Here is a 17,737-nt window from a genome sequence, read left to right on the forward strand (position 1 = left end):
AACGTTATGTTTCAGCGAGTTATTCCTTAAAAAAACTCACTGCTTCCATTTTTTGTCCGGCACAAAGAAAAAAGCTTTGATGCAACGTAATTTTACCCTCTCGATACGGGAAAGGGTGCAATTCCAATCTCTACAGTAAGTCCTTTCCTTTAAAGACTTTTTGCAAACCCTCAGATGCCAGGGATGGCATCTGGGAGCGTCAGGATGACTTTATGCGTGTTTGCAAAAAGTCTTTAAAGGAAAGGGCTTACCCGCTCTGATCTTGCAAGGCATGCGTGACTAAGCGCGCGATAAAAACCTTGATTACGCTTCGCTGCATCAAGGCTACTCTCTATTTATTCAACAAAGCCCTCCCCGATACGGGAGAGGTGCAATTCCAATCTCTGCAGCGATATAGAACTTGATTATTAGCAAAACCACTTGACTTTGTTGTCATGACAATCACATAATTAATTGTCATGACAAATAAATTGGTTTTATTATGATTAGCGATCTGAAAGAACATATAGGTTATTGGCATAACCGTTTTGGGCAGAGTGTCGGCTTAAGTTTCGAACAAAAGCTGCATCAGCATGGAGTTACGGTGTCGCAATGGTGTGTCTTGATTATTCTTTATCATCAACAGGCAAAAACAATGTCAGAGGTGGCGCATCATTTGGGAATTGATAATGGTGCAATCACCCGCCTTATTGACAGACTTGTTATTAAAGAATTGGTAATCAAGAACCGCCATGAGCAAGATGCCCGTGCGACTTGTATTAACCTGACTGAAAAAGGAAGGAAATTAATACCCTTGCTGACCGATGAGGCGGACAGAAATGATTATGACTACTTTTCCATATTATCTGTTACAGAATTAATCACCTATAAAACCCTGTTATCAATACTACTGGCAGCCCAAGGCATCACTGTTGAACAGGACTGGCCGGCCCGGCTGCTCAAAAACCCTGATGGAGTTACCATGAAACAAGAGATTATCAACCTGATTCACCGCCTTTCTGCACCTATTGATGATAGTGACGCGCAATTATCTTTCCCGGAGGTTATTCAGCAATTACATGAAGCAGGCATTACCCGTTATTATGTTGATCTGGTCACCGGCAATAAAATTTATTATCACAACGATGGTTCAACTTATACCCATGCAGCCTGCATTAAAAAATATGCGATAAACGAGCATTATAATGAATCAGGCGTTATTGCTGCTCTGAGAGCAATTCAAGGCGGCAAGATTAATTATCCTGAGTTTCTTATGCAAATATGTAAAAATGGCGTGGTGAATTATGTGGTTTATATTGAGGGCAAACGTGCTCATTATATCAGTGCGCTGGGAGAAGTTTATCAAGAAAACTTTGGTTGAGTTATCAACTGAATCTGCTGCGCGCTTCAATGCTACAAGGGATTTACGCTAAATAGCGCATCCCTTTCTTCCCTATTGGCCGTATATTCAAGAATTTCGATCAAATCCTCTTTCAAATGATTTTGCTTTAACTGGTCAGGGTTGTTACATGCCTTTTTGGCATGACGCAACTCCCTGGCAGTCAAACCACAAACCGCTGTCAGGGTACTTGCGAAAGGCGCTACGACTAACGGTAACCATAACAACGACGACAGCGGATTAAAGATAAGCATTATACTCACTACCATATAGGCAACAATTATCCCGGTAAACACACTAATTAAAGCAGGAATTGTCCAATTCTTAAACTCAATGACCTGTAACGCTTCGGTATACCATTTTGCAGGTTGCATTGGATTGTATTTTGCCCATAGATAATCATAAAAAGCCAAAAACTGTTCTCTTAGGCGGGTATGTTCACTATCAGATCTTTGTTGATAGAGCGGATGAAATTGCGACAGATAATAGGCCAGAGCATTTTTGATTAAGTCATGATGGGATAATCTGGCATAGGTGTCAAACTGATAAAACGTCTGTTCAACCTGGTTTTCAATGATCAGGAGTTTTTTATAAAATAAATGATTACGATTCAACTCATGCTTAATCACATCAATAGGCTTTTGCTTTTGCCGTACCTTCTCCAGTAGCGTTTTTTTCAGCAGTTCACCGTTTAATCCCGTTTTGGCAGAAAACATCAGCGTATTTTCTATCGGCACCGCATAAGACTGGCAAAATTGATAAAATTCCTTTTCACTATAAATGGCTTCATCCACCTTCATGGCAACGACAAGTATATCCTGCTGTTGATAATATTTGAGCAATTCAAATACCCTCAACTGATCAAATTGGCTTGCCAGATTAAAGCAGACTATCGGAAGTCTAATCTTGTCTTCGGAATTTGGCCGTTCGGTTGCCGGACAATCAAGCGCCCATAAAGTCTGGGAACCCAGCCTGATTTCATATTCTTGTTTGTGAAGTGTAGGAAAATAACCGCGAGAAGAAAACGACTTACCTTGTAAGCATTGAATTAAAGCCGTCTTGCCTGAGCAGACAGACCCAACAATAGCAATGTCATATTCAGGCAATTTAATTCCTTTTAAATTATCAAAGCAAGTTGTCTGTAAGCAAAGCGTAGCCTGGGTGCAGGTCTGCAGGACCGTAACCCGGGTTTCACTTTGTTGCACCCAGGCTACAATCCATCGATATCCAGACTTAGTTTAACGGAACAACGTTATGGTAGGCAATATCGGTTTAATCACGCCAAAAAATTGCAGAACATAAATAATTAATATTAACAGCACTACAATATTCAGCAGGCTCTTAATTGCGGCTGGCATAGGAACAAAAACATTAATCAGCCACATTAATACGCCAAATACGATAATTATCGCTAACAGATTTAATATTTCGGCCATCGTCTATCCTTAAACGTATGTTGCTGTAGTTATAGTATAGGACAATTTGCAGGTTGTGTCGTTTGACCCAACCTGCAGCGGCTATTTGTTAATCATCGCTTTGATTTCACTAATCTTGCCGTTTAAATCAGCGGGCAAACTTCCTCCGCCCTGAGCCATATCATCACGGCCGCCGCCTTTACCACAGAGATGCTTGACGTAAACACCTGCCGCCGGTACTTTGCCAATCAGATTTTTACTGATTCCGGCAACGACATTCATTTTATCTCCGTCAGTGGTGAATAATACGATCACCACATTGTCCAGACTGCCTTTGAGCTGATCGAGCGTGGTACGAAGCGCCTGATTGTCTACTCCATCCAGCTGCTTAATCAGCACATTCACGTCACCGATTTTTTCAACCTGCGCCAGCAAATCACTGCCGGATTTGGCCGCAAGTTTAGCTTGCAGACGGGCTAACTCTTTTTCAACTGCTTTGGTATCAGTTAGCAGCTGGCCTAATTTCTCTACTGCATTGGTGGAATTGGTTTTTAGTTTATCTGCTACCTGTTGTAAAACCGCCAGCTGCTGATTCACCCAATCAAGCGCATAGCCGCCTGTTACCATTTCAATACGGCGCACACCACTGGCAACGCCATATTCTGCAGCAATTTTAAACAGACCAATATCACCAGTCCGTCTTGCGTGAGTACCGCCGCATAATTCTTTTGAAAACTCGCCCAGGCTCAGCACCCGAACAGCTTCACTGTATTTCTCGCCGAATAAAGCAACCGCACCGCTTTTTTTCGCGTCTTCCAAAGCCATTTCGGCAGTAATCACCTCATGGTTAGCCCGGATTTGCTCGTTTACCAGCTTTTCTATAGCAGCAATTTGCTGTGCCGTCAGCGTCTCAAAATGGGCAAAGTCAAAACGCGCCCTTTCCGCATCAACCAAAGACCCTTTCTGCTGGACATGAGGCCCGACAATTTGTTTCAAGGCGGCATGCAGCAAATGAGTAGCTGTATGGTTAAGACGAATGGCGTCTCTTCTGACCGCATCAATCTGGGCTTCTACTTCCTGATTAATTTTCAGCTCACCACTGACCAGCTCGCCATAATGGGTGATTGCCTGGCCGGATTTTCGGGTATCATTGACTTTGAAAACAGCATTGCCCGCGATCAACTGTCCCTTATCGCCAACCTGACCGCCACTCTCAGCGTAAAATGGCGTATTATCAAGGATAATAATGGCCTGAGTACCCGCTTTCAGCTGCTCAACCTTTTGACCATCGTGCACAATAGCCGTAATCCGGCCAGTGACAGTATCCGCATGATAACCATGAAATACCGACGCTTCGTCATGTACTACGGCAGTTGAGTAATCAACCGCAAACTGACTTGCTGACTGCGATTGCTCACGCTGCTGTTGCATAGCCTGGTTAAAAGCTGACAAATCGACTTCCAGCCCTTGCTCACGGGCAATATCCTGGGTTAAATCAAGCGGAAAACCATAAGTATCATATAATTTAAACGCAACTTCACCAGAAATCTGGTTGTTATTCAGCAGCTTGATCTGTTCCTGTAATAAGCGCAACCCCTGCTCCAGCGTTCGTCCAAACTGGTTTTCTTCTTGTTCCAGGATACGCTCAATCTGAGCCTTGTTAGCGGCAAGCTCAGGATAAGCATCGCCCATCACTGCAATTAACGGTGTTACCAGTTTATAGAAAAATGGCGATGGCAAGCCGAGTTTATTACCATGTCTGACAGCACGCCGGATAATCCGGCGTAATACATATCCCCGTCCTTCATTGCCGGGCATGACACCGTCCGCAATCAGGAATGAACAGGCGCGGATATGATCAGCAATAACTTTTAATGATGGATTGCTATGATCAAGGCCAGGAGCCAAGGCCATAATTGCTTCGATCAGATACTGGAAACTGTCAATTTCATAATTATTGTGTACGCCCTGAACAACAGCAGCGATACGCTCAAGCCCCATACCTGTGTCAACAGAGGGTTTGGGTAACGGATGCAATGTACCGGATTTATCACGGTTATATTGCATAAATACCAGATTCCAGATTTCAATATAACGGTCGCCGTCTTCATCCGGGCTGCCTGGCGGACCGCCAGCTATTTTTGGGCCGTGATCATAAAAGATTTCGGTACAGGGTCCGCAAGGGCCGGTATCACCCATAGACCAGAAATTGTCCTTTTCACCACAGCGGGAGAAACGTTCGGCAGATACACCGATTTCTTTTAACCAGATATCAGCCGCTTCATCGTCGTCCTGATAAACAGTAACCCATAATTTTTCGGGCGATAATTTTAATACCTGAGTTAAAAACTCCCAGGCATATTGTATTGCTTCACGCTTAAAATAATCGCCAAAACTGAAATTGCCAAGCATTTCAAAAAAGGTGTGATGTCTGGCCGTATAGCCAACATTATCCAGGTCATTATGTTTACCGCCGGCACGAACGCAACGTTGCGAGCTGACAGCGCGATTATAAGAGCGCGGTTCAAGACCGAGGAAAGTTTCTTTAAATTGCACCATCCCCGCATTGGTAAACAATAAGGTTGGGTCATTTCCTGGTACCAATGGACTCGACTCGACCAACTGGTGACCGCGGGAAGTAAAATAATCGAAAAATGCCTGTCTGATTTCTGAACTTTTCATGCTTTACAAATTCCAAGTATTAGCAATATTCTTTGAACAATCCAGCAATAATATCCGCAGAAAAACCGCGATACAACAAAAATCGTTGCTGCTTTTGCTGTTCGGCAAAATTAATTGGCTGTTTAAACTTTTTTCGCCAGACGGCACAGGCATAATCCTGCCATTGGCTTTCATACTCGGCAAGTGCAGCATTAATTATATCACGGCTTACCTGCTTGCCTTGCAGTTCCTGAACAATCCGTAAAGGCCCATAGCCCTGACGTACCCGTGCGTTGCAAATCATTTCTGCAAAACGTGAGTCACTTTGCAGGCCCAGCCGCTGGCATTCAGCAATTGCGGATTCGGTATCTTCTTGACTATAGCCTTTCTGGAGAATTTTGCCAGTTAACTCATAAACACTGTAATCGCGCCTGGCAAGCAGGCGCACAGCACAGTCAAACGCATTACTCATCACTGGTTTCAGCAAACTCTTCTTCGTCGCTGGGGATAGAGAATGAATTTTTAGAAAGCATCTCGGAACGAATTTGCTGTTCAAGGGTTGCAGCAACCTCAGGATGCTCTTTCAGGTAAATACGGACATTTTCTTTACCCTGGCCAATCTTTTCCTGTTTATAACTATACCAGGCACCTGATTTTTCAATCAGTCCTAATTGGGTCGCCAGATTGATCACTTCACTTTCGCGTGAAATACCTTCACCGTACAGAATATCAAAATCAGTTGTTCTGAAGGGCGGTGCGACTTTGTTTTTAACTACTTTCACGCGCGTTTCGCTGCCTAACACCTCGTCGCCTTTTTTGATTGCGCCAACACGGCGAATATCCAGGCGAACCGACGCGTAGAATTTCAGTGCGTTACCGCCAGTAGTTGTCTCCGGGTTACCAAACATTACGCCAATCTTCATTCGAATTTGGTTAATAAAGATAACCAGCGTATTGGAACGTTTGATGTTAGCAGTCAGCTTTCGCAGCGCCTGCGACATAAGGCGTGCCTGTAAACCAACATGGGAATCTCCCATTTCGCCTTCAATTTCTGCTTTTGGCGTCAGCGCCGCTACCGAGTCAACAACGATTACGTCAACAGCCGCTGAACGAACCAGCATATCGGTAATTTCAAGCGCCTGCTCACCCGTATCAGGTTGAGAAACCAGCAGGTCATTCACATTAACGCCCAGTTTGGCGGCATAACCGGGATCAAGGGCATGTTCAGCATCGACAAATGCAGCCGTACCGCCTGCTTTTTGGCATTCAGCGATTACTTGCAGAGTAAGGGTTGTTTTACCAGAAGATTCAGGTCCATAAATTTCGACAATCCGGCCTTTGGGTAAACCGCCTATACCTAACGCGATATCAAGCCCCAATGAACCGGTGGAAATTGCTTCGATATCATGCGAGGAGGTATTATCACCCATACGCATAACCGAGCCTTTGCCAAACTGACGCTCAATTTGCGCAAGCGCGGCACTCAATGCTTTCTGTTTATTGTCTTCCATCATATCACCCGATTAGTATACTAAAAGCAGATTATACCCCATAAACGTGAAAATACCATGTTTGAATCTGCGATTAATCTATATCCAGATGAAGTTTTAAAGCGCCATTAATTTTCATCATAATTTTCTCTGCCACAGCCCCTGCAGGAAAATGCGTTCCTCTCTATCTGCTAATCAACGCCAAAACCTTATTTAAAGCATTTTTACAGGCTTCGTGCCGCACTTGATCACGAGTAGCCGGGGTAAACAGACAGCACTCGCTGGTCACAGGCATTCCGCGTTTGATATAACCAAAACAAACCGTGCCTACCGGTTTTTCAGCGCTACCGCCATCAGGCCCGGCAATCCCGGTTACTGACAGGGCGACATCCGCGGTACTGTGATTTAATGCGCCGATAGCCATAGCTTCGGCAACCTGGATGCTCACGGCGCCATGGTTTTTGATTAATTGCTCATCAACCCCAAGCATTTCCTGTTTTGCCAGGTTGCTGTAGGTAACAAATCCACGCTCAAACCAGACCGAGCTTCCCGGTTTTTCAGTGAGAAAAGCGGCTACCATACCGCCTGTGCACGATTCGGCTGTTGCAATGGTTAAACCCTGGCGTTTTAACTCTTCTGTTAACGCAAACAAAATGCTTTCCAATTCAATCATATGTTACTCCAGCTATTTCTTCTGGAAACTAAAAACCCGCCATAAAGCGGGTTTTTAGTTTATTCCTGCGCTGATTATTCAGCAGCTTTAGGCTCATCGCCAGCTTCTGTTTTGGCATCAGTTGCAGCAGGAGCCGCTGTATTGTCAGCAGGCGCTGCATTTTCCTGGCCTTGAGTGCTTTCAGCCGCACCAGTATTAGCGTTAGGCTCACCCTGTTTGGTTTGAGTGTCTTCTACTACTGTAGCCTGATCTTCGACTTTCTTCTCAGCATTATCACCGCATGCAGCCAATAATAACGCCAGGGCAGCAGTTGACGCTAAAAGCGCTAAACGTTTCATAAATGTATCTCCGTAGTGTTTTATATTTTTTATTAACATCTTGTGTAGTCTAGCAAAAAATTAACATTAGTGAAGTGGATTCTTATTAACCGACTCAAATAAATGCTAAAAGCAATAAATTTGCGGGACTCTACAGCCCAACACCCAATTACTCCCCTTGATATAGCATGAAAAGTCGATATATTTTCAATCTCTGCAGTAAGCCCTTTCATTTAAAGGTTTTTTGCAAACCCTCAGATGCCAGGGATGGCATCTGGGAGCGTCAGGATGACTTTATGCGTGTTTGCAAAAAACCTTTAAATGAAAGGGCTTACCCGCACTGAATTTGCAAGCAAGAAGTGTTATGGCAAGCGCAGAATGGAGTGTTGAGCTTTACAGCCAACCTGCAATGGCTGACTTGAAGCTAATCCTTTGCTAGAATCAGGCAAATTTTTTCTTAAAAAAACACTATGTCTGTTACACACACACCAATGATGCAGCAATACCTCCGAATCAAATCCGAATACCCGGATATGCTGCTTCTCTACCGCATGGGAGACTTTTACGAGTTATTTTATGACGATGCCAAACGGGCAGCGCAGTTACTTGATTTAACCCTTACCCATCGCGGTCAGTCAGCCGGCAAGCCAATTCCTATGGCTGGCGTTCCATACCACGCGCTGGAAAACTATCTTGCCCGGCTGATAAAAAAAGGCGAATCCGTTGCGATTTGCGAACAGGTAGGCGACCCAGCCGCCAGTAAAGGACCGGTTGAACGTCAGGTGACCCGTATTATTACTCCCGGCACTGTTACCGATGAAGCTCTCCTGGATTCGCGGCAGGACAACCTGTTACTGGCCATTCATGCTGATCAAAAACGCTATGGCCTGGCCTGGGTTGATTTGAGCGGAGGCCGCTTTCATCTCTTACAAGTCGATGATCAAAACCAGTTAACGGCGGCCATAAACCGCTTACAACCGGCTGAAATTCTGATTAAAGAGCCCCTACCCATTGCCGGTTACCAAAACGATTTTAATATTAAAATCAGGCCAGCCTGGGAATTTGATCCCCAACGCGCGCGCCAGATGCTGTGTGAGCAATTTGCTGTCAGTAACTTACAAGGCCTGGGCGAACAGGAATACACTGCCTCTTTTCCCGCTGCCGGTTGTCTGCTGTTCTATCTGAATACTACCCAACGCCACAGCCTGCCTCATTTGCAACAGATTACCCTTGAAAAAGACGATGACTACCTGCAAATCGATGCTTCCACCCAAAAACATCTCGAATTATTTGAGAATTATCAGGGCAGAAAAGAAAATACCCTGCTGGCTGTACTCGACAATACCGTCAACCCAATGGGAAGCCGTTTATTGAAACGCTGGTTAGGCAGACCGTTGAGGCAGCGCAGCGCCATTCGCATGCGCCAACAGGCAATTACTGAACTGTTCACCAACCGCCAGGATAGCGAATTACAACCTTTGTTGAGACAAATCTGCGACATCGAGCGAATTTGCTCACGGGTTGCGCTCGGATCCGCCCGTCCGCGTGATTTAACCAATTTGCGCCATGCCCTGGCTTTATTACCCGAAATTGATCAAATATTACACAAAAATCAAGCTCCCGAGCTTAAACAATTGCTTGAACAACTGGTACCGCAACCAGTGCTGCTGGCGTTATTAACCCAGGCTCTGGTTGAAAACCCGCCGATGCTGATCAGAGATGGCGGTGTTATTGCTGCCGGATTTGATGATGAACTGGATGAATTACGGGCCTTAAGTGAAAATGCGACTGGCAAACTCAATGAGCTGGAGGAAAATGAAAAAAGGCGTACCGGCCTTTCGTCGCTGAAATTTGGCTACAACCGGGTACAGGGCTTTTATATTGAATTGGCCAAAAGCCAGGCTGAAAAAGCGCCGGCCGATTACCACCGCAAACAGACGCTGAAAAACGTTGAACGCTATATCACCCCGGAATTAAAAGTCTTTGAAGAAAAAGTCTTGTCAGCCCAGGTTAAAGCATTGGCGCGCGAGAAATGGCTGTATGAAAACCTGCTTGCCGAAATATTGCAATATTTACCTGCCTTGACTAATATTGCCTGCGCAATCGCCAAACTAGATGTCCTGGCCAATTTTGCTGAACGCGCCCACAGCCTGAAGTGGTGCTGTCCCGAAATGACCGAAGCCGATGAGATTCAGATTACCGCAGGCCGACATCCGGTCATTGAGCAGGTGGTCAAAGATCAGTTTATTGCCAACTCGCTGCAACTTGCCAGTGAGGAAAATATTTTGCTGATAACCGGGCCGAATATGGGCGGAAAATCGACCTATATGCGCCAAAACGCATTAATTGTATTGCTCGCACATACCGGCAGCTATGTACCAGCACAATCTGCCCGTATTGGCCATATTGACAAGATTTTTACCCGGATTGGCGCCAGTGACGATCTGGCTTCCGGCCGTTCGACCTTTATGGTGGAAATGACTGAAACCGCCAATATTTTACGACAGGCAACCCGCCACAGCCTGGTACTGATTGATGAAATCGGCCGCGGCACCAGTACTCATGACGGCATGGCGCTGGCTTATGCCGCCTGTGCCTATCTGGCTGATAAAGTCAAAGCGTATACCCTGTTTTCCACCCATTATTTTGAGCTGACCCGCTTACCTGAAACCTTCCCATGCATCCGCAATGTCCATGTTCAGGCAACACTGGCGCAAGACAAAATCGTCTTTCTCTATCAGATCGATCAGGGCTGTGCCAATCGCAGTTACGGTCTGGAAGTTGCTCAACTGGCAGGCATTCCAGCAGAGGTTCTGAAACTTGCTGGCGAACACCTCGATCAGATGCCGCAACCCGCAGTAACGCAATCAACTGCTGTAACGCCAATGATGTCAGATCTGAAACAATCAGCCGTACTGGCAGAACTTGCCCGGGTTGATGCCGATAATTTGACAGCCCGTGAAGCGCTTGATCTGGTGTACCGCCTGAAAAGCCTGGAAAAGAGTTATGCCGTTGAGTAAATGGTTAGCAAAAGGCCGGCAAATTCGCATTATATTATTGGCTTTTTGCCTGCCTGCGCTGCTCGCTGCCAAACCAGCCCCCGATATCCAGGTTGGCGGCACAAAAAGCAAAGTACAGAAGAATATTCAGATCCGCCTCCAGGAACTTGCTCAAAGCAAATCATTTTCAGATGAAAGTGATGAGGAACTCAAACAGCATATCGCTCAGGCAATGGCCCCCTACGGTTATTTAAAACCGATTATTCATTTGACCAGACTTGCGGGTAATAACCTGAAAATACAAATTAATGCCGGCCCCCGCCTGCACTTCACGCAGGTGACGGTATCAATTGTTGGCGAAGGCCGTAACAATCCCGAAATAAATAAAGTTTCCCATGATTTGCTGATTAAACCGGGCGTAGCGTTTAACAGTATTAAATATGAAGATTCCAAGCAGGCCTTAATGAATGCCGCTGAGCATGAAGGTTACCTCCATGCCTCTTTTGACAAAGCGGAAATCCTGATTGATAAAGTGCGCTATACCGCCAATGTAATTTTGATCTTCAATACGGGTCCACAATACTATTTTGGCCAGGTTCGTTTTGATCCGGCCCGAATTACACCCGAGTTGTTACATCGTTATATACCCTTTCAATATGGCGAATCGTACTCTACCGAAAAAATCCTGACCTTTAATAATTATCTGGCAGCCAGCGGCTACTTCAAATCAGTCACCGTTCAGCCGCAACTTGATGGCGCCCGCTCCATTCCAGTTGATGTCCATCTGCAGCCAGTACCTCATTACAGTTACTCATTAGGCGTAGGTTATGGAACCGATACGGGTCCCAGAGGCCGTGCCGCCTTGCATGTGATTCCAGTCAATCGCTGGGGCCATAAATTTAACGCGCTTGCGATTGGTTCGTTAAAACAGAATGCTGTACAAGGGCAATACATCATTCCGGGCAAAAACCCGACTATTGATCAATATGAAATAATCGGCAATGCCGGTACGCTCAATTACAGCAGTGGCTATAGCAACTCGATCCTGTTATCTGCGGCACAGCGGCATAATCTGACTAATTTTCAACGTGTGCTATCGATTAATGGCCTGTATGAGCGTTTCAATTACGATTATCAACCCAAAACCGAGGCAAAAACAGTTTTTCCCCGGGCAACGCTTAGCTGGGTTGAAAAAGATAACGATAAATTATTTACCCCGACCGGTTATAAAGTCGTAGTCAATGGCCTGGCTGCCGATCGGGCAATTTTATCGGATATCAGTTTCGCGCAGGCAACGTTTGACGCCAAAGCAGCCTTAACCCTGAAGTCATTGCGTACCCGACTTTATTTTCATACCCTGCAGGGCGTAACCCAGATTAATGACATTAACCATTTGCCGCTTTCAATCGCGATGTTATTAGGCGGTGCGGATAATTTGAAAGCTTACAGTTTCAACTCAATCGGTCCTGGTAAACTCATGACCTATGGCGGCATTGAAATTCAGAAAGAAACACGCGACAAATGGTACCTGGTAGGTTTTCTGGACAGCGGCGATGTCTATAAACCGACGGTAAGAGAAATGAAAAATGATGTTGGACTTGGACTGATGTGGGTTTCACCGATTGGGCCAATTAAGGTTGGAGTAGCACAGGCTGTGGGTTCTCATTTTAATCATTTCCAGAGTAACAAACCCAAGCTTGTCATCAGTATGGGGCCGGATTTATGATGCGTATTCTCCTTTCTATCCTTCGCTCGCTTGGCTTTGCCGCCCTGCTCCTGCTGCTTTTGGCCGTGAGCAGCGCTTTTTTTCTGTTAGCAACAACCAGCGGAATGAATACTGCCGTCAGGGTGGCCAAACATTTTCTACCTGGAAAACTCGAAATAACTGCCTTGCAGGGGCGGTTAATTAATCAGATAGCAATCAAGCATCTTACCTATCGCGATAAAACGATTGAGCTTGAACTAAATGATTTTGCGCTCAATTGGAACATTCGGGCTCTGCTGCATAAACAACTGGAAATAAATAGGGTAACCGCCCAAAAAATCCATTTGCAGCTTGCAGGCAGCGGCGGTGAAAGTGAATCATCCCAACTTCCTCATTTGCCGGTCAAGATCGTGATTAGCCAAACTCAAATCAACGAATTGGCAATGATTTATAATCAGTCACCGATAATAGTTAACAATGTCAGCTTGGCTGCCCTGCTAACCAACAAGAATTGGCAAATCGAGCATCTTAAGCTTGCGGCTTTCAACCAATTGCTTGATCTTAAAGTGAATCTGCAACCAGCCTTTCCTTTTCAATTGCAGGCACAACTGGATATTAAGCCATTTTCTGACCGCCAACCGGCAATGACCGGCCAGCTAACCGCAGAAGGTAATTATCTGCATTATCAATGGCATGGTAAACTTGCTACCCCCCATAACCTGGTACTTGATGGCGAACTAAACAATGGCTCGCAATTGGCCGCTCATGCCGAATGGAATCAGCTGCACTGGCCGCTTGCCAACAAAGAGGAAATCAATAGTAAACAGGGCCAGCTTGATATTAACGGCACGCTTCCTGATCTGACCATCAATTTTAGCGGAGCCTTATCAACACCGGTTGTAACTGACTGGCAATTGAATGCCCAAACTAGCAGCAATGGGATACAAATGAAATCCCGGATTAATTTACCGCAGGGTAAAGTTATGCTGCAGGCTGGATTTAATCACGTACCAAAGCCCGAGCTGAATATACAGGCTTCTTTAGGTAACAATCATCTTGAAATAACGGGTTCACCTGATAACGTACTGACGCTGAAAGCAAACTTGCCGACATTGCGATTGTTTGTACCGGCACTCAAAGAATTACAGACCACTATCACCGCTGACGGCCGTTTTAATCAGGCTCGGCAACAAGGCAATCTGAATCTCAGCATTAGCAAAGGCAGTTTTAAACTGCCTGAGCATCCGGCACTGACTTTTGAGGGCGGCAAACTAAACGCTAACCTGCGCGCTAACTTGCTCACGGCTACGGCGAATCTTACGATCGATAGCACGAAAAAACTCACCGCAACGATCAAATTACCCGATTTTCAGTTAAGCAACCCGACAGCGGCTCACCAGAAGATAGAGGGTACGATTGATTTATCCATCGATTCATTAGCCTTTGTCCAGCAACTTAATGATTTAATTAATCAGGCGCAAGGCAAGCTTCATCTCAATCTGTCAGCCACAGGAACATTGGCCAAACCAGTATTGATGGGTTCAATTGAGCTTGTTAATGCCGCCCTTTCGATACCAAGAGCAGGTATTAATTTAAACCCGGTGCAATTTACCCTGCATAGCCAGGACAAACAATGGCAGGCAGATGGCAGCGTCAGTTCGAATGGCCAGAAACTCACGATTAATGGGCAAGGCTCCTTTTTTCCCATTGTAAAAGGAACATTGACTGTCCGGGGCGTCAGTATTCCAGTCAGTAATACACCCGAATACAGCTTGTATATTTCACCGGATCTGACCTTGGAATTTGAGCCCGGCTTATTAAAAGCCCGAGGCAATATTATTGTTCCCAAAGCGCTGATTAAACCACAGACATTTACCAGTTCAGTCAGTATGACGGATGATGTTGTCTATACCAGCAACAATACTAATGAACAAACTGATAATCCTTTGAATATCGACACTGACATTCACGTTGAAATGGGTAACGATGTCTTGCTTGCGGTTAAAGGACTGCAAGGCGCGCTGATTGGCGGTCTGCAGCTGCGACAACTTCCAGGCGGTCCGCTCAATGCCAGCGGAGAATTGAATGTCCGTGAAGGCAAATATCAGGCTTATGGTCAGGATTTGACGATCACCGAAGGGCAACTGCTGTTTACCGGCGGGCTTGTTACCAATCCGGGCATTCATGTCCGCGCGACCCGGCAATTTAATAACACCACGACCAGCTTCAGCGGCTCAGAACAGTTATTCGACTTCCACTCATCTAACCTGCAAACGATTGATTTTGGCGATAAGACTACGGTCGGCATTGAAGTAACTGGCCGTTTACGGGCGCCAAAAGTCAAATTATTTTCCATGCCCCCTACTTTGTCTCAGGCCGACATTCTATCGATGTTGCTGCTAGGCAAACCAGCCAGTCAGGCTAATCAGGCAGGCGGCCAGTTATTATTGGCGGCGGTTTCTGCACTTAATCTCGATTCAGGCTCTAATGGCACCCAATTACTGGGTCAGTTAAAGCAAAGCCTTGGCATCGATTTGAATCTGCAAAATAATCAGCAATACAATCAGAAAACCAACCAGAGCACAGACAGTACAGCGCTTGTTGTTGGCAAATCCTTATCAAAACGCATCTATGCAAGTTATAATATCGGCATTTCACAAACTGACAGCAATGTTTTTACCTTGCGTTATTTGTTAAACAAGTTTTTTAGCATACAGGTAACTGCCAGCATGACTGGAAGCGGCCTTGATGTGCTTTATACCCGTCAGAAGGATTAATTATGAGTGATTGCTATCCACTTCCATTACGCTTAAAGCGCCTGCGTAAAAACAGCGCGGTACGTGCACTGTTACAAGAAACCCGCCTGCATCCGGATCAATTTATCGCTCCCCTGTTTATTAGCGCCAGTTTAACCGAAAAACGGGAAATTCAAAGCATGCCCGGACAGTTTCAATTAACGTTGGCCGATCTCGCTGAGGAAATTAATCAGTTAACCCGGTTGGGGATTAAAGCCGTATTGCTCTTTGGTCTGCCAACCTATAAAGATGCCACAGGCAGTGCAGCATTATTGCCAGACGGTATTATTCAGCAGGCAATTAAAACGATTCGGGAAATTAATCCGGCCATGTTGGTTATTACCGATCTTTGTTTCTGTGAATATACCGATCATGGTCATTGCGGCGTATTGCACAATGATATGATTGATAACGATAAAACATTAGAACTGCTGGGCAAGCAGGCAGTTAGCCATGCTGATGCGGGCGCTGACTGGATAGCGCCAAGTGGAATGGCGGATGGCATGGTAATGGCAATCAGACAGGCGTTGGATAATGCCGGTTTTCAGCAGACTGCGATTCTCAGTTATGCGGTCAAATATTGCTCAAGCTTTTACGGCCCATTTCGTGAAGCAGCCATGGGAGCGCCACAGTTTGGCGATCGTAAAACTTACCAGCTGAATCCAGCCAACAGCGATGAAGCTATCCGCGAAGCTGCCCTGGATTTAGAGGAAGGCGCAGATATGCTGATGGTCAAACCAGCTATGAATTATCTGGATATTATCTACAAATTAAAAAACCTTTATCCTGAAGCGCCACTCTGTGCTTATCAGGTCAGCGGTGAATATTCGATGCTCAAATACGCAGCCAGTCAGGGCTTGATTAATGAGCAACAGGCAATGCTGGAAAGCCTGCTGGCGATTAAGCGTGCAGGAGCTGATTTGATTATCAGTTATTTTGCTAAAGATATTGCTGCTTATTTAAAACAACCAACATAGTTCCCCTCTCCCCAACCCTCTCCCGATACGGGAGAGGGAGCCATACAGAAACACTTCTCCCGATGGTGGAGAGAAGTCCCCTCTCCCGTATCGGGAGAGGGTTAGGGAGAGGGAAAAAATTCATCGCACAAATTACCTGCCTGCACTATAGCATCAAAGTTCCGACACATTATTCCAGATTTCCTACTATACTCAATATCAGATAACTGATAATAAAGAGAATTTTATGATAAAAAAAGTTATTCTTATAACGGCATTACTTACCTTTAACCTGACAAGCCATGCTGAAGGACCGCCGCTTGTTGTGGCAGTGGACAACTTTGCCCCGCCTTTTGTATTGCGTGCCAATCAACAGTTTTATGGTTTTGACATTGCAACAATGGAAGAGTTATGCCGCCTGGTGAAACGCACATGTCGGTATCAACCAATGGCCTTCTCCAAATTGCTGGAGGCGGTGGCAAATAACCAGGCTGAAGCCGCGATCGGTGCAATTACTATTACCGCACAACGGGCGCAGCTTGTGAATTTTACGTTACCCTATATGTTAAGCCATGCCCGCTTCATCACTTCTGCCGCTGCAGCGACGCAACCATTTAGTTACAGCATGATGGATAATAAAAAAATTGGCGTTGAAGAAGGCAGCGCTTTTCCATTAGCGATAAAAACGATGGGAATCATCAATCCGCAGATTGTGGAATATAAAAATGAGGAAACCATTATTGAAGAGCTATACAATGGTAATATTGATTTTGCCTTACTGGATGGACCAACCGCTCTTTACTGGCAATCGCAATCCTCAGATAAGCTTGCTGTTATTGGCGAGCAATTTACTTATGGTTATGGTTTTGGTATTGCGGTTAACAAGGGAAATACCACATTATTAGCTGAATTGAATCAGGCAATACAGCAGTATGAGAAGAGCGAGATGTATAGGTCCAATTATGACAAGTATTTGTCTTCGTTTTAGAGGAATCAGAGTGTTGGGCTGTAAAGCCCAACACCACATTAATTGGTTAATGAACAGTATTCCCTTCTGTCAGACATCGGCTAATCACTTTACGCGTTACAAAATCCCCCTGATTAGCACCGTATTGGGTTTTAAAATATTCTGCTAACGTTAAAACCCAACGGGAAAGCTTGAAATTCATGCATTTTTCTTCCTTATTGACAACAATCTCAAACAAACCAAGGGTGTCGCATTCATTACTGTTTGCATATTCTTCAATGATTTGCTTGGCTGCGTGCATGTCTTGTTCTCTAGTAGGCCAACTGTTGTTCATAAGCACCCCCTTAACTTCATGACTGCGGGTCATAATCAAACTGGTTA

At 45.2% G+C, this 17,737-nt stretch carries 14 protein-coding genes; 6 read left to right on the forward strand and 8 right to left on the reverse strand.

Annotated elements, in window-relative coordinates; all coding sequences use genetic code 11:
* Window positions 1-481: 481 nt before the first annotated feature.
* Window positions 482-1,360 carry a transcriptional regulator, SarA/Rot family gene (locus ACFORL_RS06360; RefSeq protein WP_382342220.1) on the forward strand — a complete coding sequence of 293 codons (879 nt, stop codon included), beginning with the start codon at window positions 482-484 and terminating at the stop codon, window positions 1,358-1,360.
* 32 nt (window positions 1,361-1,392) lie between these two features.
* Here ACFORL_RS06360 and ACFORL_RS06365 read toward each other — a convergent pair whose 3' ends face one another.
* The 7 genes from ACFORL_RS06365 to ACFORL_RS06395 all read right to left on the reverse strand — a co-directional run bounded on the left by ACFORL_RS06365 (window position 1,393) and on the right by ACFORL_RS06395 (window position 7,955).
* The gene (locus ACFORL_RS06365) at window positions 1,393-2,583 is read right to left on the reverse strand and encodes a GTPase domain-containing protein (protein ID WP_382342222.1); all 1,191 of its coding nucleotides are present in this window, start codon (window positions 2,581-2,583) and stop codon (window positions 1,393-1,395) included.
* A 33-nt stretch (window positions 2,584-2,616) separates the two neighbouring features.
* Window positions 2,617-2,814, reverse strand: a complete 198-nt coding sequence (locus tag ACFORL_RS06370; RefSeq protein WP_382342224.1) for a Thivi_2564 family membrane protein — start codon at window positions 2,812-2,814, stop codon at window positions 2,617-2,619.
* 81 nt (window positions 2,815-2,895) lie between these two features.
* On the reverse strand, window positions 2,896-5,475 hold the full coding sequence (gene alaS / locus ACFORL_RS06375; protein ID WP_382342226.1) for an alanine--tRNA ligase: 2,580 nt from the start codon (window positions 5,473-5,475) through the stop codon (window positions 2,896-2,898).
* A 19-nt stretch (window positions 5,476-5,494) separates the two neighbouring features.
* On the reverse strand, window positions 5,495-5,926 hold the full coding sequence (gene recX / locus ACFORL_RS06380) for a recombination regulator RecX (RefSeq protein ID WP_382342228.1): 432 nt from the start codon (window positions 5,924-5,926) through the stop codon (window positions 5,495-5,497).
* The gene (gene recA / locus ACFORL_RS06385; RefSeq protein WP_382342229.1) at window positions 5,919-6,965 is read right to left on the reverse strand and encodes a recombinase RecA; all 1,047 of its coding nucleotides are present in this window, start codon (window positions 6,963-6,965) and stop codon (window positions 5,919-5,921) included. The genes recX and recA overlap by 8 nt, the downstream gene beginning before the upstream one ends.
* A gap of 163 nt (window positions 6,966-7,128) precedes the next feature.
* On the reverse strand, window positions 7,129-7,617 hold the full coding sequence (locus ACFORL_RS06390; protein WP_382342231.1) for a CinA family protein: 489 nt from the start codon (window positions 7,615-7,617) through the stop codon (window positions 7,129-7,131).
* Between the two features lie 74 nt (window positions 7,618-7,691).
* A complete protein-coding gene (locus tag ACFORL_RS06395; RefSeq protein ID WP_382342232.1) occupies window positions 7,692-7,955 on the reverse strand; it encodes a hypothetical protein in 264 nt (87 codons plus the stop codon).
* A 449-nt stretch (window positions 7,956-8,404) separates the two neighbouring features.
* On the opposite strand from ACFORL_RS06395, the gene mutS reads away from it, so the two are divergent.
* The 5 genes from mutS to ACFORL_RS06420 all read left to right on the forward strand — a co-directional run bounded on the left by mutS (window position 8,405) and on the right by ACFORL_RS06420 (window position 17,377).
* On the forward strand, window positions 8,405-10,954 hold the full coding sequence (gene mutS / locus ACFORL_RS06400) for a DNA mismatch repair protein MutS (RefSeq protein WP_382342234.1): 2,550 nt from the start codon (window positions 8,405-8,407) through the stop codon (window positions 10,952-10,954).
* On the forward strand, window positions 10,941-12,659 hold the full coding sequence (locus ACFORL_RS06405) for an autotransporter assembly complex protein TamA (RefSeq protein ID WP_382342236.1): 1,719 nt from the start codon (window positions 10,941-10,943) through the stop codon (window positions 12,657-12,659). The genes mutS and ACFORL_RS06405 overlap by 14 nt, the downstream gene beginning before the upstream one ends.
* Window positions 12,656-15,415: a translocation/assembly module TamB domain-containing protein gene (locus tag ACFORL_RS06410; RefSeq protein ID WP_382342238.1), complete on the forward strand. Its 2,760-nt coding sequence runs from the start codon at window positions 12,656-12,658 to the stop codon at window positions 15,413-15,415. The genes ACFORL_RS06405 and ACFORL_RS06410 overlap by 4 nt, the downstream gene beginning before the upstream one ends.
* Before the next feature lie 2 nt (window positions 15,416-15,417).
* Window positions 15,418-16,410: a porphobilinogen synthase gene (hemB, locus tag ACFORL_RS06415; protein ID WP_382342240.1), complete on the forward strand. Its 993-nt coding sequence runs from the start codon at window positions 15,418-15,420 to the stop codon at window positions 16,408-16,410.
* A 226-nt stretch (window positions 16,411-16,636) separates the two neighbouring features.
* The gene (locus ACFORL_RS06420) at window positions 16,637-17,377 is read left to right on the forward strand and encodes a transporter substrate-binding domain-containing protein (RefSeq protein ID WP_382342242.1); all 741 of its coding nucleotides are present in this window, start codon (window positions 16,637-16,639) and stop codon (window positions 17,375-17,377) included.
* Window positions 17,378-17,423: 46 nt separating this feature from the next.
* On the opposite strand, the gene ACFORL_RS06425 is transcribed toward ACFORL_RS06420, so the two are convergent.
* Window positions 17,424-17,690: a hypothetical protein gene (locus tag ACFORL_RS06425; RefSeq protein ID WP_382342244.1), complete on the reverse strand. Its 267-nt coding sequence runs from the start codon at window positions 17,688-17,690 to the stop codon at window positions 17,424-17,426.
* Window positions 17,691-17,737 lie beyond the last annotated feature (47 nt).

This window comes from Legionella dresdenensis (assembly GCF_042649825.1).
GTDB classification, from domain to species: domain Bacteria; phylum Pseudomonadota; class Gammaproteobacteria; order Legionellales; family Legionellaceae; genus Legionella_C; species Legionella_C dresdenensis.